The sequence below is a fragment of the Actinomadura mexicana genome, assembly GCF_900188105.1.
GTDB lineage: Bacteria > Actinomycetota > Actinomycetes > Streptosporangiales > Streptosporangiaceae > Spirillospora > Spirillospora mexicana.
Map to the genome: position 1 here is coordinate 640,894 of NZ_FZNP01000001.1, position 24,746 is coordinate 665,639.

The window sequence follows — 24,746 nt, forward strand, 5'->3', positions numbered from 1 at the left end:
CCCTCTCGTCAGCGGGCGATCTCGACGTTCTCCAGGACGCCGAGGGCGTCGGGGACCAGCACGGCGGCCGAGTAGTAGGCGCTGACCAGGTAGGTCAGCAGCCCCTTGTCGTCGATCCCGGTGAAGCGGACCGCGAGGCCCGGCCGGACCTCGTTCTCCAGCCCGGTGCGGTGCAGGCCGACGACGCCCTGGTCGTCCTCGCCGGTGCGCAGCGCGAGGATCGAGCTGGTCCCGGTCGGGGAGATCGGGATCTTGTCGGACGGGAGGATCGGGACGCCGCGCCAGGCGTGCGCGCGGCGGCCCTCGACCTCGACGGGCGCGGGGTACACGCCGCGCCGCGTGCACTCCCGGCCGATCGCCGCGATCGTCTTCGGATGGGCGAGGAAGAACCGGGTCTTGCGGCGCCGCGCCAGCAGCTCGTCCATGTCGGCGGGGGTCGGCGGGCCCCCGAGGGTCTGGATGCGCTGGCGCAGGTCCGCGTTGTGCAGCAGGCCGAAGTCGCGATTGTTGATCAGTTCGTGCTCCTGGCGCTCCCTGATCTCCTCGATCGTCAGCCTGAGCTGCTGCTCGACCTGGTCCATCGGCTCGCTGTACAGGTCGGCGACCCGGGAGTGGACGCGCAGGAGCGTCTGGGTGACGGCCAGCTCGTACTCGCGGGGAGATGCCTCGTAGTCGACGAACGTGCCGGGCAGGACGGGTTCGCCGCCGTGCCCGGACGCCAGTTCGATCGCCGCCTCGCCGTGCCGGGTCTGCGGCGGGGCGGGCGCGGCCCGGTACTCCTCCAGGTGCGCGCGCAGCGCCTCGGACCGCTCGGTCAGCTCCTCGATCGCCTCCCGCGGAAGCGACAGGACGATCACGGGGGTGAGCGCGCGGAACGTGTGCGCCCACTCCCCCGGCTCGCCGAGCAGGGCGTCGGCGCCGAAGAACCCGCCGCCGTCGCGGACGCCGACCCGGCCGGCGGCGTCGTAGGCGCCGGGGACGCTCTCCTCGACCTTGCCGTGCGCGATCAGGTGGACCGCGTCCAGGGGCCCGCCCGACTCCGCGATCACCTCGCCGGGCCGGTACTCGCGCTGCTCGAACCGCGCGGCGAGACCGTCCAGGACCGCGGGGTCGGACAGGCCGCGCAGCGGCGGCAGCTCGGCCAGTTCGGGCGGGACGACCCGGATCGCCGCGCCGTCGTTGACGAACGTCACGAGCCCGTCGCCGAGCCGGTAGGTGAGCCTGCGGTTCACCCGGTAGGAGCCGCCGCCGGCCTGCACCCACGGCAGCTGCGACAGCAGCCACCGCGGGGTGGTGCCCTGCGTCTGCGGGACGGACTTGGTCGTCGAGGCGAGGTTGCGTGCGGTGCGGGTGGAGAGCGCCAGCCGTTCCTCCGTCACGCGCCGGCACCGCCGTGCGCGACCTCGACCGACTCCAGCATGCCGAGCGCGTCGGGCACCAGGACGGCCGCCGAGTAGTACGCGCTGACCAGGTAGTTGAGGAGCGCCTTGTCGTCGATGCCCATGTACCGGACCGACAGCCCGGGCTGGTACTCGTCCGGCAGGCCCACCTGGTGCAGCCCGACGACGCCCTGCGCCGCCTCGCCCGTGCGCATCAGCAGGATCGAGCTGGTCAGCGTCTGCGAGACCGGGATCTTGTTGCACGGGAAGATGGGCACGCCGCGCCAGCCGGGCACCTTGTGGCCGCCGACGTCGACGCTGTCGGGGTAGATGCCGCGGGCGCTGCACTCGCGACCGAACGCGGCGATCGCCTTCGGGTGCGCGATGAAGAACGCCGGGTCCTTCCAGACGAGGGTGAGCAGCTCGTCCATGTCGTCGGGCGTGGGCGGGCCCGAGCGGGTGTGGATGCGCTGCGACAGGTCGGTGTTGTGCAGCAGGCCGAAGTCGCGGTTGTTGACGACCTCGTGCTCCTGCCGCTCGCGCAGGGCCTCGATGGTCAGCCTGAGCTGCTGCTCGATCTGGTCCATCGGCTGGTTGTAGAGGTCGGCGACGCGGGTGTGGACGCGCAGCACGGTCTGCGCGACGCTCAGCTCGTACTCGCGGGGGGACGCCTCGTAGTCGACGAACGTGCTCGGCAGGACGGGCTCGCCGTCGTGCCCCGACGCCACCTCGATCGCCGCCTCGCCGTGCGCGTTGTGCGCGCGCCGCGGGCTCGCCCGGTACTCCTCCAGGTGCGCCTGGAGCGAGGAGGACTGGCCGAGCGTCTCCTGGAAGTCGGTCTGCCCCATGCTGAGGATCGTGCAGGCGGTCACCGCCTTGACGGTGTGCTCCCACGTCGGCGGCTCCTCGCCCTCCTCCGCCCCGAGGAGGGCCTGCTCGCCGAAGAAGTCGCCGTTGGCCAGCGTTCCGAGGACGGTGTCGGAACCGAACTCGCCAGCGCCGATCTTGCTGAGCTTGCCGTGCGCGACGAGGACGACCCGGTCGACGGGGCGTCCCCGCTCGACGACGACGTCGCCGGGCGCGTACTCCTGCTGGGTGAAGCGTCCCGCGATGGCGTCCAGGGTCAGGTCGTCGTCGTAGCCGCGCAGCGGGGGCAGCTCGCCGAGCTCGCGCGGGATCACGCGGACGTCGGCGCCGGTCGTCACGAACGTGACCCGGCCGTCGCCCAGCGTGTAGGTGAGCCGCCGGTTGACGCGGTAGGTGCCGCCGGACGCCTGCACCCAGGGCAGCAGCTTCAGCAACCACCGCGACGTGATGCCCTGCATCTGCGGCACGGACTTGGTCGTGGTCGCCAGGTTCCGCGCGGCGGCGGTGCCGAGGCTCAACTGGTGGTCCTGTTGCTGCTGCTCCTGATGCTGCTGTTCCGTCACGTCCACACCACCGATTCGTCGTGGTCCTGCGGGGAAGAGGGGGCCTTTGGCCACCCGTGACGCTACAGACGGTAATGAGACGGTCGCAAGGAGCCATGCACAGCACCTATGATTTGCCCTCACGCCACACAACTCGAACCCAGGCGCGACATCCCCCGCAACGTGCCTGCTCACCGCCGCGGGAGCGGGAGGGCGACGTGGGGCGGATCACTCCGCCGGACGGCGCCGGCGAGGAGAGATCCACTGCATTTCGCTGCCGTCCCCGGCGTGCACCGGATCGGGCCCGCTTCCAGACGGGCCCGGCGGAACCCGAGAGGGCCCAATGACCGGAGTGCGGACCGCACGCGATCGAGACCGGAGCCGCGCTGGCGGTCGCGGGTTCGCCGGCTCCCGCTGACCACCCGCTCCCGCGCTGTGCCCCGCTCCCTGGGCCTCAACTCCCCCGGGCCTCAACTCCCCCGGGCCCTCAACTCGCCCGGGCCTCAGCTCCCCGGGGCCTCAGCTCCGCGGCGCCCCGGAACCCACCGGTTCCAGGGCCTTGTCGTCCCCGGCCTGGTCGATCGGCACCCCGGCCGTCTCCGGGATCCTGATGATCGGCAGCAGCGCGACCAGCGCGACGATCATCAGGTAGTAGGCCGGGACGGAGTCGGAGCCGGTGGCGTCGATCAGCGAGCCCACGAGCACGGCCGCCGTCCCGCCGAACAGCGACGTCGAGATGTTGTAGCCGATCGCGAAGGCCCCGTACCGCACCTTGGTCGGGAACATCGCCGGGAACGTCGCGCCGATCACCGCCAGCATCAGCACCAGCAGCCCGCCGATGATCGCGTAGCCGACCACGACCCCGAGCGCGTCGTGCGTCTGCATGAGCGCGAACGCCGGCCAGGACAGCGCGAGGAAGCCGATCGCGGCGGCGATCAGCAGCGGCTTGCGGCCGACCCGGTCCGACAGCGCGCCGAGCGGCAGGATCACCACCATCATCGCCGCCTCCACGCCGATCGTGGTGAGCTGTGACGTGGTGTCGTTCATGCCCAGGTAGTCGACGAGGTAGGACGGCATGAACGTCAGCAGCGTGTAGACGGCGACGTTCAGCAGGACCACGATCCCGATGAGCCTCAGGATGGCGCGCCAGTGGTGCTCCACGGTCTCCCTGAGCGGCGACCGGGCCTTCCTGCCCTCCGCCTCCATGTGCTGGAAGGTCGGGGTGTCCTCGATGCGCGTCCGGACGTAGAGCCCGACGGCGCCGAGCGGCAGCGCGATCAGGAACGGGATGCGCCAGCCCCAGCCCTGCATCGCGCTCTCGCTGAGCGAGAGGTCGATCAGCAGCACGAGCCCGGCGCCCAGGATGTAGCCGCCGAGGGTGCCGAACTCCAGGAACGCGCCGTAGAACCCGCGCCGGTTCGTGGGCGCGTACTCGGCGATCATCGTGGCGGCGCCGCCGTACTCACCGCCCGTCGAGAAGCCCTGGACGAGCCGGACGCCGAGCAGCAGCAGCGGCGCGGCGATCCCGATCGTGGCGTAGCCGGGCAGGACGCCGATCACGAACGTCGAACCCGACATCAGGATGATGGTGGCGGCCAGCACGCGCTTGCGGCCGAGCCTGTCCCCCATCGGACCGAAGAACACGCCGCCGAACGGGCGGGCGAGGAAAGCCGCCGCGACCAGCGCGAACGAGCGCAGCGTGGCACTGCCACTCGCGTCCTCGGGGAAGAACACCGTGCCGATGATCGAGGTCATCACCCCGGCGCTGAACACGCCGAAGTCGAACCACTCGATGCAGTTGCCCATCGCCGAGGCGATCACCGCCTTGCGGACGGCGCCCTCGCCGGGCTCCGCGCCCTTCGGCGGGCCGGCGCCCTCGCCTCCGCGTCCCGGATCCGCTCCCCGCCGCGCGTTCGTCGAGTCGTTCACGGCTCGCCTCTGCCCGAAGATCGACAAAAGTAACGCCGGGTGGGGGCTCCGCCGACTCCGCGGCAGAAGGCCCTGGTCAGGCCTTGCGGGACCGGCGCGGAGTCCGCGCGGTGTCCTCGTCCTCGCCGGAGTCCGCGCCCCCGAGGAGGTCGTCCGGAAGGGCGGGCAGGACGGTGGTGCGCTGCGGGTCGCCGTCCAGGGAAGCGGCGGTGCGGGACGGGGCCTTGTCCCGCCCGGGAAGCTCATCCGTGGCCTGGGGGTCGCCGGTGGTTTGAGGGTCGCCGGTGGTTTGAGGGTCGCCGGTGGTCCGCGGGGCGTCCGGCAGCTCGTTGGTGGTCTGCGGGTCGCCGTCCAGCAGCTCGTCGAGGGACGCGGTGGTCTGCGGGTCGTCCGGCACGCCCAGCAGGTCGTCCTCGGGGATGGCGACCAGCGCCTGCGTCTCCTGCGCCTCCCGCGTGATCACGCCGCTGGCGAGGACGGTGTTGCGGTGCCGCAGCGCGCCGTTCTCGCGGAGCAGGTTGTCGATGTCGGAGCGGGCGCGGGCGACGCGGCGGCTCATCCGGACGTGCACGAGAAGGCCACCGGCGGCGGCGCCGAGGACGAACCCGGCGACCGGGAGGCCGACGGCCGGCGGTGCGAGCGTGGCGACCAGCGCGACCACGACCAGCGCGACGACCACCGCGAGCGCGAGCAGGTGCTGTTCCACCCAGTCCAGGACGGTGTTGACGCGCTTGGGAATCCTCACTCGTCTTCTCCTCCACTCGCTCGGAACGGGGACAACGACCGGGCCGAGGCGCGGTGTTCCAGCGCCGTGGCACCGCCGTTCCAGGGGACGCCGCCGGGCTCCGCGGCCGGGACGGCACCGGGCTCGCGCCCTTGCGCGCCGCCCTGTCAGTCGACGGGCTCCCACGGATCGTGACCGGAGGGAGACCTTGCCGAAACCCTAACAGGATGTGACGGCCGCATCCGACCCGGCGCCCCGCGCGTCGCCCGCGGGCCGTCCCGCACGCGTCCCGCGCACCGCCCCGAACGGCCATTAACCCCGCGCCGTGCCTCGCGGTCGCTGCGCGTGCGCCCGCGAGGATGCGAGCACATGGTCGCGGCGAATATCGTTCTTTAATATGAGCGAACACTTTGACGTCGTGGTCCTGGGCTCGGGCCCGGGTGGATATGTCGCCGCGATCCGGTCGGCGCAACTCGGGCTGAAGACGGCGATCATCGAGGAGAGGTACTGGGGCGGGGTGTGCCTCAACGTCGGTTGCATCCCCTCGAAGGCGCTGCTGCGCAACGCCGAGCTGGCGCACATCTTCACCCAGGAGCAGAAGACCTTCGGGATCAACGTCGAGGGCAGCGTGTCCTTCGACTACGGCGTCGCCTACGAGCGCAGCCGCCAGGTTTCGGACAAGCTCGTCAAGGGCGTCCAGTTCCTGATGAAGAAGAACAAGATCACGTCCTACGAGGGGCGCGGCACGTTCACCGACCCGAACACCCTCCAGGTGGCCGGGCAGGACGGGTCGAGCGAGACGGTCACGTTCGACAACTGCATCATCGCGGCCGGCGCGCACACCAAGCTGCTGCCGGGCACGTCGCTGTCGGAGCGCGTCGTCACCTACGAGGAGCAGATCCTCAGCTCCGAACTGCCGGGCAGCATCGTGATCGCGGGCGCCGGCGCGATCGGCGTCGAGTTCGCCTACGTGCTGCACAACTACGGGGTGAAGGTCACGATCGTCGAGTTCCTCGACCGGATGGTCCCGAACGAGGACGCCGACGTCTCCAAGGAGCTGGCGAAGCGGTACCGCAAGCTCGGCGTGGACGTCCTCACCTCGACCCGGGTGGACGCGATCGACGACTCGGGCGAGAAGGTCAAGGTCACCGTCACCGGCAAGGACGGCGCGCAGCGGGTGCTGGAGGCCGACAAGGTGCTCCAGGCGATCGGGTTCCAGCCGAACGTCGAGGGCTACGGGCTGGAGAAGACCGGCGTCGCGCTGACCGAGCGCGGCGCGATCGACGTGGACGGCCGCTGCCGCACCTCCGTCCCGCACATCTACGCCATCGGCGACGTCACCGCGAAGCTGATGCTCGCGCACGCCGCCGAGGCCATGGGCATCGTCGCGGCCGAGACCATCGGCGACGCCGAGACGATGGAACTCGACTACGTGATGATCCCGCGCGCCACCTACTGCCAGCCCCAGGTCGCCTCGTTCGGCTGGACGGAGGCGCAGGCGAAGGAGCAGGGCTTCGAGGTCAAGACCGCCAAGTTCCCGTTCAGCGCCAACGGCAAGGCGCTCGGCCTCGGCGAGGGCGAGGGCTTCGTGAAGGTGATCAGCGACGCCAGGTACGGGGAGATCCTCGGCGCGCACATGATCGGCCCCGAGGTGACCGAGCTGCTGCCCGAGCTGACCCTGGCGCAGCAGTGGGACCTCACCGTCAACGAGGTCGCGCGCAACGTGCACGCCCACCCGTCCCTGGGCGAGGCCATGAAGGAGACCGTGCACGGCCTGGCCGGGCACATGATCAACCTCTGATCCGCGGAACGGCACGAGGCCGCCGCCACGGTTCGCCCGTGGTGGCGGCCTCGCCGTTTCCGCGCCGGTCAGGACGCCGGCCAGCGCTCCAGAGCCTGGTAGGCGGGCTGCCACTGCGTCTCGAACGCGGTGCGGGCCGGCTCGGGCAGGACGGACAGCGTGGCCGCGGTCGTCGCGTCGTCCACTCCGTCGAGGAGCCAGGGCAGCACGCGCGGCGCGTGGGGGCCGACGTGGCGGCCGTGGGCCTGGCCGAAGCTCTGGAACTGCTCCGGCGTCAAGGTGGCGTCGATCAGCGGGAGCGCCTCCTTCTCCTCGTGCGCGAGGTGCGCGGTCAGGGCGGTGGCGAGGGCGTCGACGAGTTCGCCCACGGGTTCGGCTCCGGTGTCGATGGCCTCGACGAGGGGGTCGACGGCGGCGTGCTCGGCCTCCATCGCGTCCAGCAGGGCCAGGTCGTCGGCGCGGCCGTCGAGGGCCTCCCGGACGGCCGGCCAGAGGGCCTCGTCCTCGGCGGTGTGGTGGGCGTGCAGGGACAGTTTGAACAACTCCCAGCCCGCCGCCGCGGCGAGAAGGCGGCGGGGGTCGTCGTCCTCGCGCGCGGTCACCTTGGCGAGATGCTCCAGCTCCCTCCTCAGCGCGTCGTGCATGACGTACATCAGGGTCCAGTCGTATTCGCTCATCGCTCCTCCTTCTTCACCGCAATGACGGGGCGAACGGAGGAAAGGTGACGGCTCAGGACGTATGCGTTGGCGCGGGCCGGTTGAGACGGCTGAGGAGGCGCTGGCCCTGGCGGGAGCTGATGTCCAGGCGGCGGGCCAGCTCGGCGCCGGTGATGCCGGGCTCGGCGTCGAGGATGGCGAGGGCGCGGGCCTCGTTGTCGGCGGCGACACCGCGCGGGGCCTTCTCGGACAGGGCCTTCCCGGACGGGACTTTCTGGGACGGAGCCTTCGCGGCCGTTCTCCTCGGGGCGGGCTTCTCCGCGGGCGGAGTCTCGTCCACGGGTTGCGGCGCCGGCGCCGTCAGCTCGGTGGTGAACGCGAACGCCATCCAGCGCAGCGCGGGCATCGGCATGGCCAGCCACTCCAGCAGGAGCGCGACCGACACCAGCGCGAGGATGCCGAGGTCGACGCCCGCCGGGACGATCCACGCCTGGCCGCCGAACCAGGGTTCGGCCACGTCCCGGACGGAGGCGAACGACCCGTAGCCGCCGAGCCCGGCGAGGCCGGCGAAGAACAGCCCGCCGATCCCGGCCAGGACCCGCTGGGCCCGGGTCAGCGGCACGACGGCCGCGCGCTGCTCGTCCATCGGCGTTCCTCCGTCACGGGGTCCGGATCACCCCGAGACGGTAGCGCGCCGGCACCGCCTGTCCGGACGAAAGCGCCATAACCCCCCAAAGCCGCAGGTCGTCAGCGGAGCGGGTCGAACGGGTCCAGCTCGCCGGGACGGCGCCCGGTGGCGATCATCTCCGCGAGGAGGCTCCCGGTGGCCGGGCCGAGCGTGATGCCCCACATGCCGTGGCCGCCCGCGGCGAAGACCCGCGGCGACCGGGTGGCGCCGATCAGCGGGAGGCCGTCGCGGGTGCAGGGGCGCGACCCGACCCACTCGTCCTGCCGGGCGCCGAGGTCGGCGCCGCGCAGCAGGGGACGGGCGGCCTCGACGATCGCCCGGATCCGGCGCGGGTCGAGCGGCGCCTCGGGACGGCGGAACTCCATCATCCCGGCGACGCGGAGCCGGTCTCCGAGCGGCGTGCAGGCGACCCGCTGCGCGGGGAAGTACACCGGCCCGGCGGGGACGCGCTCCATCGGCACGCTGAAGCTGTACCCGCGGCCCGCCTGGACGAGCGCGCCGACGCCGAACCGCCGGGCGAGGCCGCCGAGCCACACTCCGCTCGCGAGGACCACCGCGTCGAACGTCTCGAAGTCGCTGCCGCCCGTGCGGACGGCCACACCGCCCGGCTCGTCCCGGACGTCCGTCACGTCCGCACCCGCGCGGATCTTGCCGCCGCGGTCGCGGACGGAGTCGGCGAGGGCGTGCACGAACACCCCGGGGTCGATGAAGCGCTGGCCGCGCAGCAGGATCGCCGCGCCGATCTCCTCGGACAGGGCGGGCTCCACCCGGCGCGCCTCGTCGCCGGTCAGGACCTCGTACTCCAGTTCCTGGCCGGCCGCGCGGATGTGCTCGATCTCCTCCAGCAGGACGCGCCGCTCCTCCTCCGTCCGGTACGCGGCGAGGAAGGACCCGGCCTCGTTCGTCTCCGCGCGGACACCGCCCTCCAGCAGCGCGTCGAAGCTCGGCAGCGCCCGGCCGTTGATCGGCACCAGCGCCTCCATCGAGCGCCGCCACCTGGCCGCCGTGCTGTTGCGGGCGAACCCCGCGAGGAACCGCAGCAGGCGCGGGCTCGCGCTCGGCGGGACGTAGACCGGCGACGACGGGCTGAGCACCGCGCGCACGCCGTAGGAGAGGACGGCCGGTTCGGGCAGCGGGGTCGCCAGGCCGGGGGTCAGCCACCCGGCGTTGCCCCAGGACGCCCCGGCCGCGACGTCCCGCCGGTCGAACACGGTGACGTCGTCGCCGTGCTCCTGCAGGAACCATGCGGTGGACAGGCCGACCATCCCGGCCCCCACGACGGCGACTCTGCGCGGCATGTCCTCTCCTCTTCTCGTGAAATGTGTCACTTCAATGGTGATACGTCCGCGAGCGGTCACCCCTGTCGTGTTCGGCCAATACGGGCGGCCGCCATGATGCGAAGCGCACAATGATGGAGGGAGAGGAGAGCCGATGATCAGCGTGACCGGCCTGGTCGACGCGCTGGGCCCGGGGCTGCTGCGGCTGGTCGCGCCCGGCCGGGACGCGCAGGTGCACGACGTCGTCCTGGCCGAACCCGGAGAGGCGGCCGGGCAGCCGGGAGAGATCGTCCTCGGCGCCGGCGTGACGGACCCGGCGGACGCCGTCGCGCTCCTGGAACGCGCCGACGCCGCGGGGGCGAGCGGCGTGGTGTTCAAGTCGCCCCTCGCCGGGGCCCCCGAGGTGACCGCCGCCGCCCGCCGCCTGGGGCCCGCACTCGTCGAACTCCAGCGGGACGCGTCCTGGACGCACGTCATCTGGCTGGTGCGCGGCGCCGTCGACCGCGCCCACGCACCGCTGCCCGGACCGTCCGGCCCGCAGGACGACCTGTTCGCCCTGGCCGACACGGCGGCGGAGATCGCCGACGCCCCGGTGACGCTGGAGGACGCGCGCTCCCGCGTCATCGCCTACTCGGGCCGCCAGGACAGCACCGACCCGGCCCGCGTCTCCACGATCGTCGGCCGCCGCGTCCCGCCGCAGGTCATCGCCCATCTGCGAGCCTCCGGGGTGTTCCGCAAGCTGGCCCGGTCGAGCGACCCGGTCCTCGTCCCGGCGGGCCCGGACGGCATGCTGCCCCGCCTCGTCATCCCCGTCCGCGCCGGCGGCGAGTGGCTCGGCTCGATCTGGGTCGTGGCACGCACGGCGATCTCCCCCGACCGCGTCCGGCGCCTGGCCGACCTGGCGTCCGTCCTGGCCCTGCACCTGCTCCGCCTCCGGGCCGAGGCCGGCGTCGCACGCCGCGTCACGGCGAACCAGGTGCGCGCCGCACTCCAGGACGGCTCGCAGCCCGTCCCGGCACCACCGCCCTGGCGCGTGGTCGCGCTCGGAAACCAGGCCGAGACCGAGGACATCCGCCAGCGCCTCGACCTCTGGGACGCGATCACCCGCCGCTACGGCTGGCACCGCCCGCTCCTCACCGACCTCGCCGGCACGGTCTTCGCGGTCCTGGCCGAGCCGGAACGCGACACCGCCGAGTCCGGAACGATGCCCTGGCTGCGCCACGTCCTCACCCGCGCCCGCGCCCACGACCGCACCCTGTACGCGGCGGCGGGCGGCCCCGCCCTCTCCCCCGCCGGCCTGCCCCGCTCCCGCGCCGAAGCCTCCGAGATCGAAGCCCTCGTCGGGTCCGGCCGCCTCGCCCCCGGAACCGTCCTCCTGGAGGACGTCTGGGACGCCGTGGTCGTCGAGCGCTCCCGCAAGGCAGTCGGCACCGACCTCCTTGGCGGCCCCCTCCCGACCCTCCGCGCCCACGACGAGAAGCACGGAACGTCCTACCTCCCGACCCTCGCCGCCTGGCTGGACCACTACGGCGACCCCAAGGGGACGGCCCAGGCCCTGGCCGTCCACCCCAACACCCTCCGCCACCGCCTGCGCCGCATGACCGAGGTCACCCCGGTAGACCTCTCAACCCCCCGGCAGCGCCTGGCGCTCCGCCTCCAACTGGCCGCCATCTTGAGGTAGAGCCAAGTGACCCCGCCGCCCGGCCCTAGCCCGCACGTCAGCACCGTGTCCCCCTTGCCCCCTGGCCGACATGTAGTCGCGAAGATTCAATGAGTGATGACGAACGGAACGGCACCAAGGAGGCCCAGTGAGCGACAACGCTCGTCCTGCGCGACAGCACCCATGGGGATGGACACGCATCACCGCTCGGCTCCCCGAAGCTCTCCCTTTCCCTGGCTCTGTGACGTTGGACGCGGCTACACAGACCGGCCGCTACCTGGATCAGCGGGGTGAGGTCATCGAGATGGGCAAGCACGGCACCAACCGTCAGACGAGTACGGCCACCAGGTCCGGCGGCGGGGACGGGAACACGCCGCAGGTCCAGACCGTCGACGACTCCACCACCGACTACGAGTCGGACTGACGGCATGACCGAGCGTTTGCAGGCCGACCTGGCCACGGAGCTTGCGGTGGACGATGCGGCATGGCGGCACGCGGTGGAGGCCGTGCCTCGGCACCGGTTCGTTCCGGGCTTCTACGCCGACTCGGGCAAGCGATCCGAAGACGGTCTGACCGTCTGGGATCCCGTCACCGAAGTGATCGACCGCGAACGCTGGCTGAAGGCGGTCTACAGCGACACCACGTTGATCACCCAGTTCGACTGCGAGGAGCCGGACTGGCGCCATCCCGCCTCCCGAATCGGAGGCGTCCCCACCTCGTCCTCGACGCTGCCGTCCCTGGTCGTGCGCATGTGGGCGGACGCGGAACTCGACGACGGCCACGACGTCCTGGAAATCGGCACCGGTACCGGCTACTCGACCGCGCTGGCCTCCGCAAGGCTCGGGGGCAGCGGCAACGTCACGTCCGTCGAGGTCGACGGTCACCGGCTGAACCAGGCGGCCACGGCGCTCTACGAGTGCGGCTACGCGCCGGATCTCGCGCTGGCCGATGGGCTCTACGGCTATTGGCCGTGCGCGCCCTATGACCGGATCGTTGCGGCATGCTCGGTGCGCACCGTCCCCCGTTCCTGGCTCGCCCAGACGCGGCCGGACGGGAAGATCCTCACCACCTTGTCCGGCTGGCTGTACGGATACTCTCGCGTGCTGCTGACCGTTCAGGACGACGGCACCGCCGAGGGGGCGTTGCTACCCGGCACCGTCTCCTTCATGGCCGCGCGTGTTCACGAGCGTCCGGAGCCGGGGAACCCGGCGCACTGGAGGGCCCTCACCCGCGACGCCGCCGCCCGCGCCGTCCGGCACAGCCCAGAGTGCCTCGACGAGCCCACAGAGGAGCGCTTCTTCGGACGCTTCCTGGCCCAACTCGCCGTACCCAATGCGCAACTCGCGACATCCGACGAGGCAGTTCAACTCATAGACGTCACCACAGGTTCCGCCGCCACCCTCATCCCGGGCCCGGACGGATGGCAGGTTCGGCAGGCTGGGCCCCTGCGGCTGTGGGACACCGTCGAGGCCGTCTGGGACGCCTGGGAGCAGGCGGACCGTCCTGGCTCCGCTTGCTTCCGCATGACCATCGACAACGGCCACCAGCGGATTCACCACCGCACTGCCGCCGACCTGTCCTTCTCACTGCCCGGCGCTCAGAGTCGAAGTGCCTGACCGAGAAGGCCAACGCCGACGGATCTGTCGGCCCGGCGGTATCCTTCTCAGCGCGTCGGTCGGTAGGTCAACGCGCGAGGTGTTCTCTGAGGCCAGGCGGCCAAGCTTCGACGTCCCGGCCCACCAGCGACTCGGCGTGCTCGGCGGCCCCTTCGACCCGGAACAGCACGATCCGCCCCTCCGGCTCCGGAGCGACCACGGTGCGATGCGCGATCTTCGCTGGGTCGAACGGGAAGTCCCAGTGCACCAGCCGGCCGTACACCCGGCCGTCGGCCACCAGTTCGGATCGCCGAACCCACCTGCTCCGCGGGCTGCGCACCGCCGCGCGGAGCAGGAAACTCCCCTGGTGCGGCCAGCCCGGATCGGACTCGTCCACGATCACGACCGATCCCGTGCGCAGCCGCAGCGGCTGCGTGGTGGCCTCGGTCAGAGCCTCCAGCAGATCCTCGTCCGCGACCGTGATCCGATCGACCAGCGCCGCCGCGTCCACGGCGTCCACCTGGCCGTACACGTCATAGAAAGAACCAACGAGACCCCTTGCCAGCGCGGGATGCAGCGCCGGGAGCCCGGCCGCCGCCTGGAACACATGGTGCTTGGCTTCCCAGGGCACGGGGCCGGCACCGCTGATCAGACAGCCCCAGTGGGACCGCGGCATCTGGAGGGCCAGCGCCGTGAAGACCTGCGATGCCTCGGGCGATTCGAAGTAGTCGACCCACAGCCCGTACTCGGCCGACTCGGCCACCGGGCTCGGACCGTGGATCAGCATCGCGGCGAACTGGCGCACGATCCAGTCCCGTAGAGCGTGGTCACCGCTCGACCAGCACATTCGCAGGTACATCAGGATCCCGTAGGACGGGAATCTCTGGTGCAGCAGGACCCAGATGGCGGCGCTCTCGGCATCCGACCCGAAATCCAGTGTGTGCGGGTCGAACTCGTCGCGGGCGTCCGCGTTCTGCAGCACGGGTTCCACATCGGCGTCGACCGATGGCCGGTCCAGCTCGATAGCCGCGAGTTCCCGGTCCCACCGGGGAGTTCCGATCGGCGGAGGGGGCGATGTGGGTTCTGCCATCCCGCAAACCCTAGTGCGCCGTCGTTGGACGTTCCTGGTCGTCAGGGCCCGACGGCCGATCGTCTGCGGGCTGACCGATCAGGCAGGGCGTCGCACGTTCGAGACTGCCTGCACCACCCCCGTCCAGGCCAGTGGGTTGGACGCCTGGTCCTCGCGGTGCCGCAGCCCTCTAGCCGAGATCATGCGCGGCCGACTGGGCAGCCTCGTCGGACGCCCTCGCGCAAGTGCGAACGTCCGGTCGGCCGCTCGGCCCGCTTTCGGGCCGGGCTCGTTCAGGTGGTGGTCAGGGCGCGGAGTTCCCTCGCCGCCGGTAGGGCACGCGCTCCGTCGGGGAGAGCGTTCAGCACGTGGGCTTTCAGGGCTGATGTACCGGCGGCCGTGAATTCGGGGTGTTCCAGGAGGGCCTCTATCGCCTGTTGCAACCCTGCTTCGATGTCCCGGCTGCGGACGAGAGCCTCGGCTTGCATCAAAGCGAGGTTCTTACGTGGGACGAGGGAACCGGGTGGGTAGAAAGCGATCGCCCGCTCCAGGACGGCTCCTGCCCGGGGATTCCCGGTACGGGTCAGAACATACGACTCCGTCCAGCGGAATTGGCTCTCGCGAAATGCCAGGACGGTTTGGGTTCCGCCGGGCAGGCTTCCGGCCGTTTCCTTGACCTTGTTCAGGGAGTCGAGGGCAGTCCGCTCGTCCCCTCGGTCTGCCGCCAGGTAGGAACGCGCGGCATAGGCACGGGCCAGGCCGGAGGATGGCACACCCCCGGCGATCAGGACGGCCTCGTCCACCAGATCTGACACGAATCCATCCGAGCCGGGACTCCAGAACGCGTCTTGTGCTGCCCTGCCGCGCGTCCAGACCCGGAGGTCGCGGTCGCCGGACGCGTCGGCGGCACGGCGCGCGGTGGCCCATGAGACGCGGGCGGGGCGCTGTTCACCGGCGTCGCCCAAACCGATCGCCAACAGGCCGGACAAGTTCGCACTGACGCGCAGAAGTCCGGATCGCACGCGCGGGTCGTGCGTTCGTTCCAGTTGGCGTCCCACGGCGATGATGTCGGCCGTCAGATCGCCGATCAACTCGCCGGTAGGCCGAAGTACGAGCCGCCGCCCGTAGTCATGGACGGCCCTTTCCCATTCGTCCACGTTCGGATCAGGACCGGCCGCGCGGTCGATGTCCGAGAGGATCTCTTCGATGGCTCCCGGTGGGACGGCGGTGCCGGCGCCGAGGGCGGCGAGTAACCGGAGTGCTGCGCGGCGTTTCACGTCGTCGGTCCCATCGTCGGGAGTGGCGCTCGGCTCTTTGGTACCCACCGGGAGATCGGGGGATTCCTGGCCGAAGAGGTCCTTCTCCTCCAGACCGAACGCGGTGGCGTAGGCGGAGCCCCAGTCGGCCGGGAAGACCTCGCCTTTCTCGTGGCGGTTGATCTGCCGGGAGAGGTTCTTGACCTGGCTCGCGTCGGGGTGGTCGATACCGGCGGCGGCGTACAGGCGGCGGGCGGCCTTGAAGGGGCCCCAGCCGCGTGCGCGGCGTTCGGCTTCCAGGCGTACGGCCCACTGGGGGCGCGGCTGTTCGGTCATTGGGGGCGGGCACCCTTCGTCCAGTGGACTTGTGTCCCTCCTACGGCTCCATTGTCGCCTTTCCCGTTCCGTGTGCGCACGGTTTCACTGAGTTATGCGAGGCGTGAGCGCCCCGCGTCCAGGAGCGGGACAACGGAGGTCGAGGCCCATGGAAGGTCTGATGAGCACACTGCGGCGGGGCGGCGTCACGCGGGCGAGCCGGGCGGCGCGGACGTATGTGTGGACGCTGGAGGAGCGGGCACCGCGGGCGGCTCGGCGGGCGGTGCGGGACGTGCTGGACGGGTGGGGCGTCGCTGAGGGCGATGTCGAGGTGGCGGTGCTGCTGACGTCCGAGATCGTCACGAACGCCGTCCGGCATGTGCGGGAGGAGTTGCGGGGCGATGGGGTGGTCAAGGTCCGGGTGCGGGTGATGGACGGGCTGCTGCGCGTCGACGTGACCGATCCGGAACCCGGGCTGCCCCGGCTCGTGGCGGCGTCCGACACCGACGAGGGGCATCGGGGCATGGCGATCGTCGCGGCGTCCGCCGACCGGTGGGGGTGGCACCCGGGGCCGGGCGGCGGCAAGACGGTGTGGTGGGCCCAGGTCCTGGAGGGCCGGGGACCGGTGGCCCCGGCCGGGGGCAAGGCCGCGAAGGCGCGCAACGATTAGGGCGTGCAGGGGAAGAAGACGCAACGAATGGCCAGGCCAGAGCAAGATTGGCGCATTGGATTGCGCGTGGTTCGTTCCTAGGCTTTCGCTGAGTCGTTCGCCCTTCGGATGTCCCTGGAGCCACCTATGATCGTCATGCCGGCGATGGAGCCGACCGCCGTCCGGACCGCGCTGCGGCGGCACTACCTCATGTGCCGTCCGGACCACTTCGCCGTCACGTACGCGATCAACCCGTGGATGGACCCGGTGGCCGGCGCCGAGGCCGCGAAGGCCGTGGCGCAGTGGGAGGAGTTGCGGGCGGCGTACCTCGCGCTCGGGCACGAGGTGAGCCTCATCGACCCCGTCGAGGGGCTGCCCGACATGGTGTTCGCGGCCAACGGGGCGCTGGTGGTCGGCGGGCGGGTGTACGGGGCGAAGTTCACGCATCCGGAGCGGTACGCCGAAGGGCCCGCCTACGCCGAGTGGATGCTGGCGAACGGGTTCTCCGAACTGCTGGAGCCGCAGTTCACGAACGAGGGCGAGGGCGACTTCCTCACGCTCGACCACGTCATCCTGGCCGGGACGGGGTTCCGGACGGAGATCGCCGCGCACCAGGAGGCGCAGGAGTTCCTCGGCCGGCCGGTGGTGACGCTGCGGCTCGTCGACCCGCGCTTCTACCACCTGGACACGGCGCTGTTCCCCCTCGGCGGCGACAACGTCGCCTACTTCCCCGGCGCGTTCTCCCCCGGTAGCCGGGCGGTGCTGGAGCGGCTGTTCCCGGACGCGGTCCTCGCGAGCGAGGCGGACGCGGCGGTGCTCGGGCTCAACGCCGTGTGCGACGGGCGCAACATCGTCATCAACGCCGAGGCGGTCGGGCTGATCGACACGCTGCGGGAGCACGGGTACGAGCCGCTGCCGGTCGACCTGTCCGAGCTGCGCAAGGCGGGCGGCGGCCCGAAGTGCTGCACGCTGGAGCTCCGCTCCTGATGGGTAGGGTGCTCCGCTCCTGATGGGTGGGGAGCTCCGCTCCTGATGGGTAGGGTGCTCCGCTCCTGATGGGTGGGGAGCTCCGCTCCTGACGGGGGCGCTGCGCTCCTAGTCGGCGAGGGCGAGGTGACGGCGGGCCAGGGTGCGGGTGCGCAGGACGCCCGCCACACCGATCACCCAGATGCCGATCTGGACGGTCCAGGCCGCCCGGAACGCTCCGGGCGTGAAGTCGCCCCCGGATGACATGGCGTCCAGGACGACCCCGATCAGCAGGATCGTGACGAGGGAGGCGACGAAGCCTCCGACGTTGACGATGCCGGTCGCGGTGCCCTGCCGTCCGGGCGGGTTGAACGTCCGGGCGTAGTCGAAGCCGATCATCGAGCCGGGGCCGCCGGGCGCGACGCACAGCACGAGCAGGACCAGCAGCCAGGACGGCGCGGGCGGCGGCACGGCGAGGACGGCCGCCCACGCCGTCGCGTTGAGGGCGACGATGCCGAGGACGAGCCAGGAGCGGCGCAGCGGGTAGCGGGCGACCAGTCGTCCGATGAACGGTCCGGAGATGACGTTGACCAGCACGAACAGCGTCAGCAGCGTCGAGGCGGTCGCGGGACGCATGCCCTGCCCGGACACCAGGTACGGGTAGCCCCACATCAGCGCGAAGGTGTTGGACGAGAACTGCGTGACGAAGTGCGACCAGAGGCCGAGGCGCGTGCCGGGGTGGCGGAACGCCTCGGCCAGGTTGGTGCCCGTCTCGCGCAGGGACGGGACGTTCGCGCGGCCGGGGCCGTTCCGCAGTAGGGCGACGGCGAGCACGGCCATGAGGACGCCGAGCGCGGCGGCGGAGCCGAACGCGGTGCCCCAGCCGGGGCCGTGCAGGAGGGCGACCAGGGGGATCGCGCTGAGCACCTGACCGAGCTGTCCGAGCTGCCCGGTGAGCTGCGTCACGACCGGGACGTAGCGTCCGGGGAACCAGGTCGCGACGATGCCGAGGACGCTGATGAACGTCATGGCGTCGCCGGCGCCGACCATCACGCGGGCGGCGACGGCCGTGCCGACGCCGGTGGAGACGGCCATGAGCGCCTGGCCGCCGGCCATGAGCAGCGCGCCGCCGGCGACCATCCAGCGCGGGCCGACGCGGTCGAGCAGGAGCCCGACGGGGATCTGCAGGCCCGCGTACACGAGCAGTTGCAGGACGGTGAAGGACGCGAGGATCCCGGCGGACGCGTCGAACCGGTGGGCGGCGTCCAGGCCGACGACGCCGAAGGACGTCCGGTGCAGTACCGCGACGGCGTAGGCGAGGACGCCGACGCTCCACAGCATCCACGCCGTGGGAGCGGGCTTCTTACGGGCAGGGGCTTTCTGGGGAGTTTGGACGGTCTGCACGTTTCCCCAACTTATGTCACGCCGTGCATGTCATGACCGGCGGGGCTTCGCGCGCAGGTGCATCCGCTCCCCCTGCGGACCGAACAGGCTGAGCACCTCCACCGGCCCGCCGTCGCCGCCGAACCAGTGCGGGAGCCGGGTGTCGAACTCGGCCGCCTCGCCCGGTTCCAGCACCATCTCGCGGCCGGCGAGGTGCAGGCGCAGGCGTCCGTTCAGCACGTACAGCCAGTCGTAGCCCTCGTGGGTCCGGGGCTCGGGCGCCGGGATCCGCTCGGGCACGACCATCTTGAAGGCCTGGACCCCGCCGGGACGCCGGGTCAGCGGCAGCACCACCATGTCGTGCATCCGCAGCGGCCGCGGCCTGATCCGCGGGTCACCGACGGCCGGGGCGCCGACCAGCTCGTCCAGCGGGACCTGGTGGGCCTGGGCGAGCGGGAGCAGCAGCTCCAGGCTCGGCCGCCGCTTGCCCGACTCCAGCCGCGACAGCGTGCTCACCGAGATGCCGGTGGCCTCCGCGAGCGCGGACAGCGTGACGCCGCGCTCCTGCCGCAGCCTCCTGAGCCTGGGCCCGACCCCGGCCAGGACCTCCTCGGTGGTCTCCATGGCCTTATTGCAGGATCGGCAACGACGTTTGTCAAATGCGGAAGGCGTCGCGCACGCTCGGGGCATGAACGAACGAGACGTACTGATCATCGGCGGCGGGCCGGCCGGGCTGAACGGCGCCCTCGTCCTCGCCCGCGCCCGCCGCTCCGTCACCGTCGTCGACGCCGGCGAGCCGCGCAACGCCGGGGTCGACCACATGCACGGCTTCCTCACCCGGGACGGGATGCCGCCCGCCCGCCTGCTGGAGACCGGCCGCACCGAGGTGCGCGGCTACGGCGGCGAGATCGTCGAGGGGACGGTCGCCCGCGCCGAGGAGGGCTTCGTCCTCACCCTCGGCGACGGCACCCGGTTGCGGGGCCGCCGCCTGCTGGTCACCACGGGCGTGACCGACGTCCTGCCGGACGTTCCCGGCCTGCGGGAGCGGTGGGGCCGGGAGGCGCAGATGTGCCCCTACTGCCATGGCTGGGAGGTCCGCGACCAGAGGATCGCCGTGCTGGGGACGTCCCCGAACTCCGTCCACCAGGCGCTGCTGCTGCGCCAGTGGTCGCCGGACGTGACGTTCGTCGCGGACGCGCCCCCCGCGGGCGAGGACGCGGCGCGGCTGGCCGCGCGCGGCATCGGCGTCGCGCCGAGCGGGGTGCGGCGCGTCGTCGTCGAGGACGACCGGCTCACCGGACTGGAACTGGCGGACGGCTCGGTGCTCGGCTGCGACGCCGTGTTCCTCGCGCCGACGTGGGTCCCCAAGGCCGGGCCGCTGGCCGACCTCGGCTGCGAGACCGGCGAGGACGGCTTCGTGAAGACCGACCCGACCGGGCGGACCAGCGTGCCCGGCGTGTGGGCGGCGGGCAACGTCGTCGTGCCCGCCGGCCAGGTCGTCATGGCGGCGGCGGCCGGGGCCATGGCGGCCGCGATGATCAACGCCGATCTGGTCGAGGAGGAGGTCGCGCGGGGGCTCGCCGCCCTTCGGAGCACGGCCTAGGCTCGGCGTGTGGCGGACGAGGAGGAGTGGCGGCGCGGGCGGGCGGCGCTGAACGCGGCCCGCGGCCGGTTCGGCGAGGTCGCCGACGGGCTGTACCCGGGCGTCCCGCGCGTCGCGGGAACGCCGCTGCTCTGCCGGGACGCCTGGATCCCCGGATCCCCGATCCCGCTGGAGGAGATCCGGCTGGGGTGGGAGCCCCGCCCCGCCCCGCCCGCGATCGCCGACCCGGCCGACGGGCTCCCGGACGGGTACCGGACGTACGCGGAGGCGGTCGCGGCCCTGGCCCCGCCGAAGGTGTTCGAGGACCGTCCGAGCTACCGGCTGGTCGGGGCCGAACCACCGGTCCTGCGGCTCGGCCCCGCCCGCTACTTCGACGGCGTCAACGTGGGCGAGTCCGTGGCGCACGAGCTGGCCGCCGGGGCGGACGGGCTGCCGCTGCGCGACCGGATCGGCGACCCGTGCGACCTGTCACGCAGGCCCGCGCTGCCCGCCGTCACCACGGTCACCGCGACGGCGTCCGGACGGTACGTCCTGCATCGGCGCGACCCCGCGAAGGTCGCGCACGCCGGCGGGCTGTACCAGGTGATGCCGGTCGGGGTGTTCCAGCCGCTCGGCGATGAGCCGCCTGACCTGTGGCAGTGCATGGTCCGCGAGTACGCCGAGGAGTTTCTCGGCGCGGCCGAGGACTACGGCGACGGCTTCGTCCAGCAGGACTGGCCTTTTCACCAGGCGATGACCGCCGCCCGCGACGAGGGCCGCATCCGAGCGCGTTTCCTGGGGCTCGGCGTGGACCCGCTGACGCTGGCGCTCGACCTGCTGACCGTCGTCGCCATCGACGACGCGCTGTTCGGCGAGCTCTTCGGCGGCCTCGTCGCGGTCAACGACGAGGGCGAGGTGTCGATGGCGCCGTTCGACGGGGCGCTCCCCCGGCCGATGCAGCCGGCGGGGGCCGCCGCGCTGGGTCTGGCGCGGCGGCATCGGGCGGCCCTCGGGCTGTAGCGGCCTCACGAGCGGCTGAGCGAGCGGAGTTCGTCCAGCGCGTCCACCAGATGGTCGATGATCTCCGAGGGGTCGGGGATGAGCTCGCGGCAGGCGACGATGCCGACGTCCACCTTCCCGTCGTAGGAGAACACGGTGATGTTCAGGCCGCCGCTGACGTCGGTGATGACCGAGATCGGGTAGTAGCCGAGCACCTTCGCGCCGCACAGGTACAGCGGGAACTGCGGGCCCGGCACGTTGGAGATGACCAGGTTGACCGGGCGCAGCGACACCGCCGGCGCGGCCTGCAGCGCGAGCCGCGTGACCGCCGCGGCGAAGGGCGCCGGGAGCAGCCCGCTCATCTCCCGCACCCAGTTGCCCGACGACCCGGTGAACCGCCGCTTCGCCAGGTCCATGTCGCGCTGGACGGCGGCGTACCGGTCGGCGGGGTCGGGCAGGTGCGTGGCGAGCGGCGTGGTCATGATCGAGACCTGGTTGCCCGGCTCGGCGGCCGCGCCCGCGCCGCGCCGCAGCGACACCGGGACGGCCGCGACCAGCGGGCGCTCGGGCAGCTCGCCGCGCTTGTCGAGCCACTGCCGCAGCGCCGTCGCGCACAGCGCCATGACCACGTCGTTGACGCTGCCGCCGAGGGCCCGCCGGATCTCCTTGATGTCGGCGAGCGGCAGCTCCCCGCACGCGACGGCGCGGCGCCGCCCGATCGGATGGTTGAACGGCGTCGGCGGCGCGCTGACCCGCGGTGCCTTCGGCAGCTCCGGGCGGCGCAGCGCACCCTGCATCAAGGACGACACGAGCCCGACGCCCGGGATGGCCGACAGGCCCGGGATCTCGTCCAGGTAGGGGGCGGTGCGCACCGCCGACATCGCCGAGCGCACCGGGTGCAGCGCGGTCCGCAGCAGTCCCGTGCCGAGCATGCTCGCCGTGCCGGGGGCGCGCGCCGGGACGGACTCGTCGGCGGGCAGGTCGCGGGGCTCGGGCGTCAGGTCGAGCAGCGCGGCGAGCGTCTCGGCGGCCATCACGCCGTCGATGGCCGCGTGGTGCACCTTCACGTAGACGGCCGTCCGGCCGCCGGCCAGGCCCTGGATGAGGACCATCTCCCACAGCGGGCGGGACCGGTCGAGCGGCCGCTCGTGCAGCATCGCGACCAGGTTGGCGAGCTGCCGGTCGCTGCCGGGCTCCGGCAGTCCGAACTCGGAGATGTGCCGCTCGGGCTCGAAGTCGGGGTCGTCCTCCCAGTACGGGTGGTCCAGGCCGAGCGGCACCTGGACGAGCCGCTGCCGCAGCGGCCGGGCCGCGAGGTGCGCGCGGACGCGGATCAGCTCGGCGACGTGCGGGACGGTGAGCCGGCCGCCGGGGCACGTCCCGGGGTCGACGATGCCGAGCCCGGCGATGTGGGCATGGGTCTTCGCGTTCTCGGCATGGAGGAAGGTGGCGTCCACGGTGGTCAGCTGGGTCATGCTCTCTCGTCCGTCCGCTCGTCCTGCGCCGTCCGTACTCTCTAGGAGTTATGCGCTGGAAGTCCGCAGGTCAATGACGGCCGCCAGGAAGTAACAGCGACTTAACGGGGCGTTTCACCCAGTTCATCGACCACTTTTCTCGGCGCTGGAGAACATTTGCCTGTGTCCCGACCTGATGCGGTCAGAAAACTTCTCAACGCCGATAAGGCAGGCAATCTTCCGCCGACCTGGAGATCATCGCACTAGGCTCGTACCCCATGACAGCACGACCACTCTCGGAGATCGTCGAGGCGGGATGGGCGACCGCGCTGACCCCCGTCGCCGGGACGATCGCCGCCGCGGGCGACTGGCTGCGCGCCGAGGTCGCCGCCGGGCGCCGCTACCTGCCCGCCGGGAACCACGTCCTGCGCGCCTTCACCCAGCCGTTCGATGACGTGCGCGTCCTCATCATGGGTCAGGACCCCTACCCGACGCCCGGCCACCCGGTCGGCCTCAGCTTCTCGGTCGCCCCGGACGTCCGGCCGCTGCCCGGCAGCCTCGTCAACATCTTCCGCGAGTACTGCGACGACCTCGGCCACCCGCAGCCGTCCAACGGCGACCTCTCCCCCTGGACGCGGCAGGGCGTCTGCCTGCTCAACAGGTCGCTGACCGTCATGCCGGGCAAGCCGGGCTCGCACCGCAGCAAGGGCTGGGAGGAGGTCACCGAGCAGGCCATCCGCGCCCTCGCCGCCCGCGACCGCCCCCTCGTCGCCATCCTGTGGGGCCGCGACGCCCGCAACCTCAAGCCGCTGCTCGGCAACGTCCCCTGCATCGAGTCGCCCCACCCGAGCCCCATGTCGGCCGACCGCGGCTTCTTCGGCTCCCGCCCCTTCTCCCGCGCCAACCAGCTCCTGGAGCAGCAAGGCGCCCAGCCGGTCGACTGGAAACTGTGTTAGCCCAGGGGGGCGACCCCCTGGCCCCGGTTGCGGGCCGCGGGTGGGGCTAGCTCATTCCTGGGGGAGCCTGCGGAGGAAGAGGGCGAACTCGCCGGCGCCGTCGGCCGCCGCCTCCGGGGAGAGAGGGGTGAGGCGGCGCTCGCCGTGGCTCCAGTAGACGCCGGGGGCGCAGGGGTCGTCGGCGTTGGCGTGCATCTCCCGGACGACGTCGGCGAATATGGGGAGCACGTCGCGGACGGCCGTGGAGGTGATCGGGTACAGCAGCAGCGTGCTGTGGCAGGGGACCCCGACCAGGGCGCCGTGCTCGTTCGGCCACGGCACGAACTGGTGGACCTCGCTGAGCAGCGCCGACACGTAGCGGCTGCCCGGCTTGCCGACGACGCGGACGTTGCGGCCCGGCAGGAGCGGCTGGTCGTGCACGGAAACGTCGGCCAGCTCGCGGTCGTGGGTGTTCGTCATCACGTACCCGAGCTTGTGCAGGCCGAGCAGGCCCGCGCGGGCCTTGGTGAGGGGGCCGCCGTAGCGGGGGTGCTCGATCATCACCATGGCGTCGAAGTGGTCGCCGGCGGGGACGACGACGAGGCCCTCGCGGTCGCGGGGGTCGAGCTTCGGCACGATGCGCAGGCGCAGCAGCTCCCGGACGTCGCCGAACAGCTCCATCTCGCCGACGGCGAGGAACGCACGGTCGCCGACCTCGCGGACCCACTCGTCCACCACCTTCGGCCACGCCGAGCGCGGCTCGCGGGCGCAGCGCTCCAGCACCGTCCAGCTGGAGGCGCGGGCCTCCGACCGGCCCACGGGCAGCACCACCTCGGAGGTACCGTGATCGAACCAGGCGCTGGGCGCCAGGGCGGGCAGCACGTCGCGGATGAGCGCGTGCACGTCCGCCGCCGCGTCCAACGGTTCCATGGGGCTCATCCTCCCTCAGCCTTCGGCGGATCAGTTGCACACCCACCTTCTCAGAACTGGGCCCGGTTGTGCGATGCATCGCGATCCCCG

Annotated in this window: 22 protein-coding genes; 9 read left to right on the forward strand and 13 right to left on the reverse strand. The window is 72.1% G+C overall.

All coding sequences use genetic code 11. The features are described from left to right. Positions 1-8: 8 nt before the first annotated feature. From CHC11_RS02700 to CHC11_RS02715, 4 genes are all read right to left on the reverse strand, one after another. Entirely contained in the window at positions 9-1,379 is a 1,371-nt protein-coding gene (locus CHC11_RS02700; RefSeq protein ID WP_089309935.1) for a family 2B encapsulin nanocompartment shell protein, read from the reverse strand. Beyond that, complete coding sequence (locus CHC11_RS02705; protein WP_245918668.1) at positions 1,376-2,809, reverse strand: family 2B encapsulin nanocompartment shell protein; 1,434 nt, start codon at positions 2,807-2,809, stop codon at positions 1,376-1,378. Before CHC11_RS02705 ends, CHC11_RS02700 begins: the two co-directional genes overlap by 4 nt. Positions 2,810-3,307: 498 nt before the next feature. Then, positions 3,308-4,717: an MFS transporter gene (locus CHC11_RS02710; protein WP_245918669.1), complete on the reverse strand. Its 1,410-nt coding sequence runs from the start codon at positions 4,715-4,717 to the stop codon at positions 3,308-3,310. A 76-nt stretch (positions 4,718-4,793) separates the two neighbouring features. Next, entirely contained in the window at positions 4,794-5,462 is a 669-nt protein-coding gene (locus CHC11_RS02715) for a hypothetical protein (protein ID WP_089309936.1), read from the reverse strand. 376 nt (positions 5,463-5,838) lie between these two features. Here CHC11_RS02715 and lpdA point away from each other — a divergent pair, with 376 nt between their 5' ends. Further along, complete coding sequence (gene lpdA, locus CHC11_RS02720) at positions 5,839-7,242, forward strand: dihydrolipoyl dehydrogenase (protein WP_089309937.1); 1,404 nt, start codon at positions 5,839-5,841, stop codon at positions 7,240-7,242. Positions 7,243-7,310: 68 nt separating this feature from the next. Here lpdA and CHC11_RS02725 read toward each other — a convergent pair whose 3' ends face one another. From CHC11_RS02725 to CHC11_RS02735, 3 genes are all read right to left on the reverse strand, one after another. After that, positions 7,311-7,919: a hemerythrin domain-containing protein gene (locus CHC11_RS02725; RefSeq protein WP_089309938.1), complete on the reverse strand. Its 609-nt coding sequence runs from the start codon at positions 7,917-7,919 to the stop codon at positions 7,311-7,313. Between the two features lie 52 nt (positions 7,920-7,971). Further along, on the reverse strand, positions 7,972-8,544 hold the full coding sequence (locus tag CHC11_RS02730) for a MarR family transcriptional regulator (protein ID WP_089309939.1): 573 nt from the start codon (positions 8,542-8,544) through the stop codon (positions 7,972-7,974). Positions 8,545-8,645: 101 nt separating this feature from the next. After that, positions 8,646-9,995, reverse strand: coding sequence for an NAD(P)/FAD-dependent oxidoreductase (locus tag CHC11_RS02735; RefSeq protein WP_342749945.1), 1,350 nt, complete (start codon positions 9,993-9,995; stop codon positions 8,646-8,648). Positions 9,996-10,017: 22 nt separating this feature from the next. Between CHC11_RS02735 and CHC11_RS43265 the strand changes: the two genes are divergently transcribed. The 3 genes from CHC11_RS43265 to tgmC all read left to right on the forward strand — a co-directional run bounded on the left by CHC11_RS43265 (position 10,018) and on the right by tgmC (position 13,139). Further along, a complete protein-coding gene (locus tag CHC11_RS43265; protein WP_089309941.1) occupies positions 10,018-11,544 on the forward strand; it encodes a helix-turn-helix domain-containing protein in 1,527 nt (508 codons plus the stop codon). A gap of 127 nt (positions 11,545-11,671) precedes the next feature. Continuing rightward, positions 11,672-11,947: a putative ATP-grasp-modified RiPP gene (locus CHC11_RS02745; RefSeq protein ID WP_089309942.1), complete on the forward strand. Its 276-nt coding sequence runs from the start codon at positions 11,672-11,674 to the stop codon at positions 11,945-11,947. A 16-nt stretch (positions 11,948-11,963) separates the two neighbouring features. Continuing rightward, positions 11,964-13,139: an ATP-grasp peptide maturase system methyltransferase gene (tgmC, locus tag CHC11_RS02750; RefSeq protein WP_245918670.1), complete on the forward strand. Its 1,176-nt coding sequence runs from the start codon at positions 11,964-11,966 to the stop codon at positions 13,137-13,139. 67 nt (positions 13,140-13,206) lie between these two features. Here the strand turns inward: tgmC and CHC11_RS02755 are convergent, their stop codons facing one another. Together CHC11_RS02755 and CHC11_RS02760 are read right to left on the reverse strand one after the other, a co-directional pair. After that, a complete protein-coding gene (locus CHC11_RS02755; RefSeq protein WP_143226893.1) occupies positions 13,207-14,208 on the reverse strand; it encodes a hypothetical protein in 1,002 nt (333 codons plus the stop codon). A gap of 272 nt (positions 14,209-14,480) precedes the next feature. Beyond that, complete coding sequence (locus tag CHC11_RS02760; protein ID WP_245918671.1) at positions 14,481-15,779, reverse strand: XRE family transcriptional regulator; 1,299 nt, start codon at positions 15,777-15,779, stop codon at positions 14,481-14,483. A 160-nt stretch (positions 15,780-15,939) separates the two neighbouring features. Between CHC11_RS02760 and CHC11_RS02765 the strand changes: the two genes are divergently transcribed. After that, on the forward strand, positions 15,940-16,428 hold the full coding sequence (locus tag CHC11_RS02765) for an ATP-binding protein (RefSeq protein WP_179278649.1): 489 nt from the start codon (positions 15,940-15,942) through the stop codon (positions 16,426-16,428). Positions 16,429-16,554: 126 nt separating this feature from the next. Next, positions 16,555-17,394: a dimethylargininase gene (ddaH, locus tag CHC11_RS02770; protein ID WP_089309946.1), complete on the forward strand. Its 840-nt coding sequence runs from the start codon at positions 16,555-16,557 to the stop codon at positions 17,392-17,394. Positions 17,395-17,502: 108 nt separating this feature from the next. Here the strand turns inward: ddaH and CHC11_RS02775 are convergent, their stop codons facing one another. After that, a complete protein-coding gene (locus CHC11_RS02775; protein ID WP_245918672.1) occupies positions 17,503-18,777 on the reverse strand; it encodes an MFS transporter in 1,275 nt (424 codons plus the stop codon). Between the two features lie 30 nt (positions 18,778-18,807). Next, positions 18,808-19,380, reverse strand: a complete 573-nt coding sequence (locus CHC11_RS02780; RefSeq protein ID WP_089309948.1) for a helix-turn-helix domain-containing protein — start codon at positions 19,378-19,380, stop codon at positions 18,808-18,810. Between the two features lie 64 nt (positions 19,381-19,444). Between CHC11_RS02780 and CHC11_RS02785 the strand changes: the two genes are divergently transcribed. Beyond that, a complete protein-coding gene (locus tag CHC11_RS02785) occupies positions 19,445-20,359 on the forward strand; it encodes an NAD(P)/FAD-dependent oxidoreductase (protein WP_089309949.1) in 915 nt (304 codons plus the stop codon). Positions 20,360-20,368: 9 nt separating this feature from the next. Then, positions 20,369-21,358, forward strand: a complete 990-nt coding sequence (locus CHC11_RS02790; protein WP_089309950.1) for a hypothetical protein — start codon at positions 20,369-20,371, stop codon at positions 21,356-21,358. Positions 21,359-21,363: 5 nt separating this feature from the next. Here CHC11_RS02790 and CHC11_RS02795 read toward each other — a convergent pair whose 3' ends face one another. Further along, complete coding sequence (locus CHC11_RS02795; RefSeq protein ID WP_089309951.1) at positions 21,364-22,812, reverse strand: WS/DGAT/MGAT family O-acyltransferase; 1,449 nt, start codon at positions 22,810-22,812, stop codon at positions 21,364-21,366. 257 nt (positions 22,813-23,069) lie between these two features. Between CHC11_RS02795 and CHC11_RS02800 the strand changes: the two genes are divergently transcribed. Next, a complete protein-coding gene (locus tag CHC11_RS02800) occupies positions 23,070-23,747 on the forward strand; it encodes a uracil-DNA glycosylase (protein WP_089309952.1) in 678 nt (225 codons plus the stop codon). Between the two features lie 51 nt (positions 23,748-23,798). Here the strand turns inward: CHC11_RS02800 and CHC11_RS02805 are convergent, their stop codons facing one another. Beyond that, a complete protein-coding gene (locus CHC11_RS02805) occupies positions 23,799-24,656 on the reverse strand; it encodes a hypothetical protein (RefSeq protein ID WP_089309953.1) in 858 nt (285 codons plus the stop codon). Between the last annotated feature and the right edge of the window lie 90 nt (positions 24,657-24,746).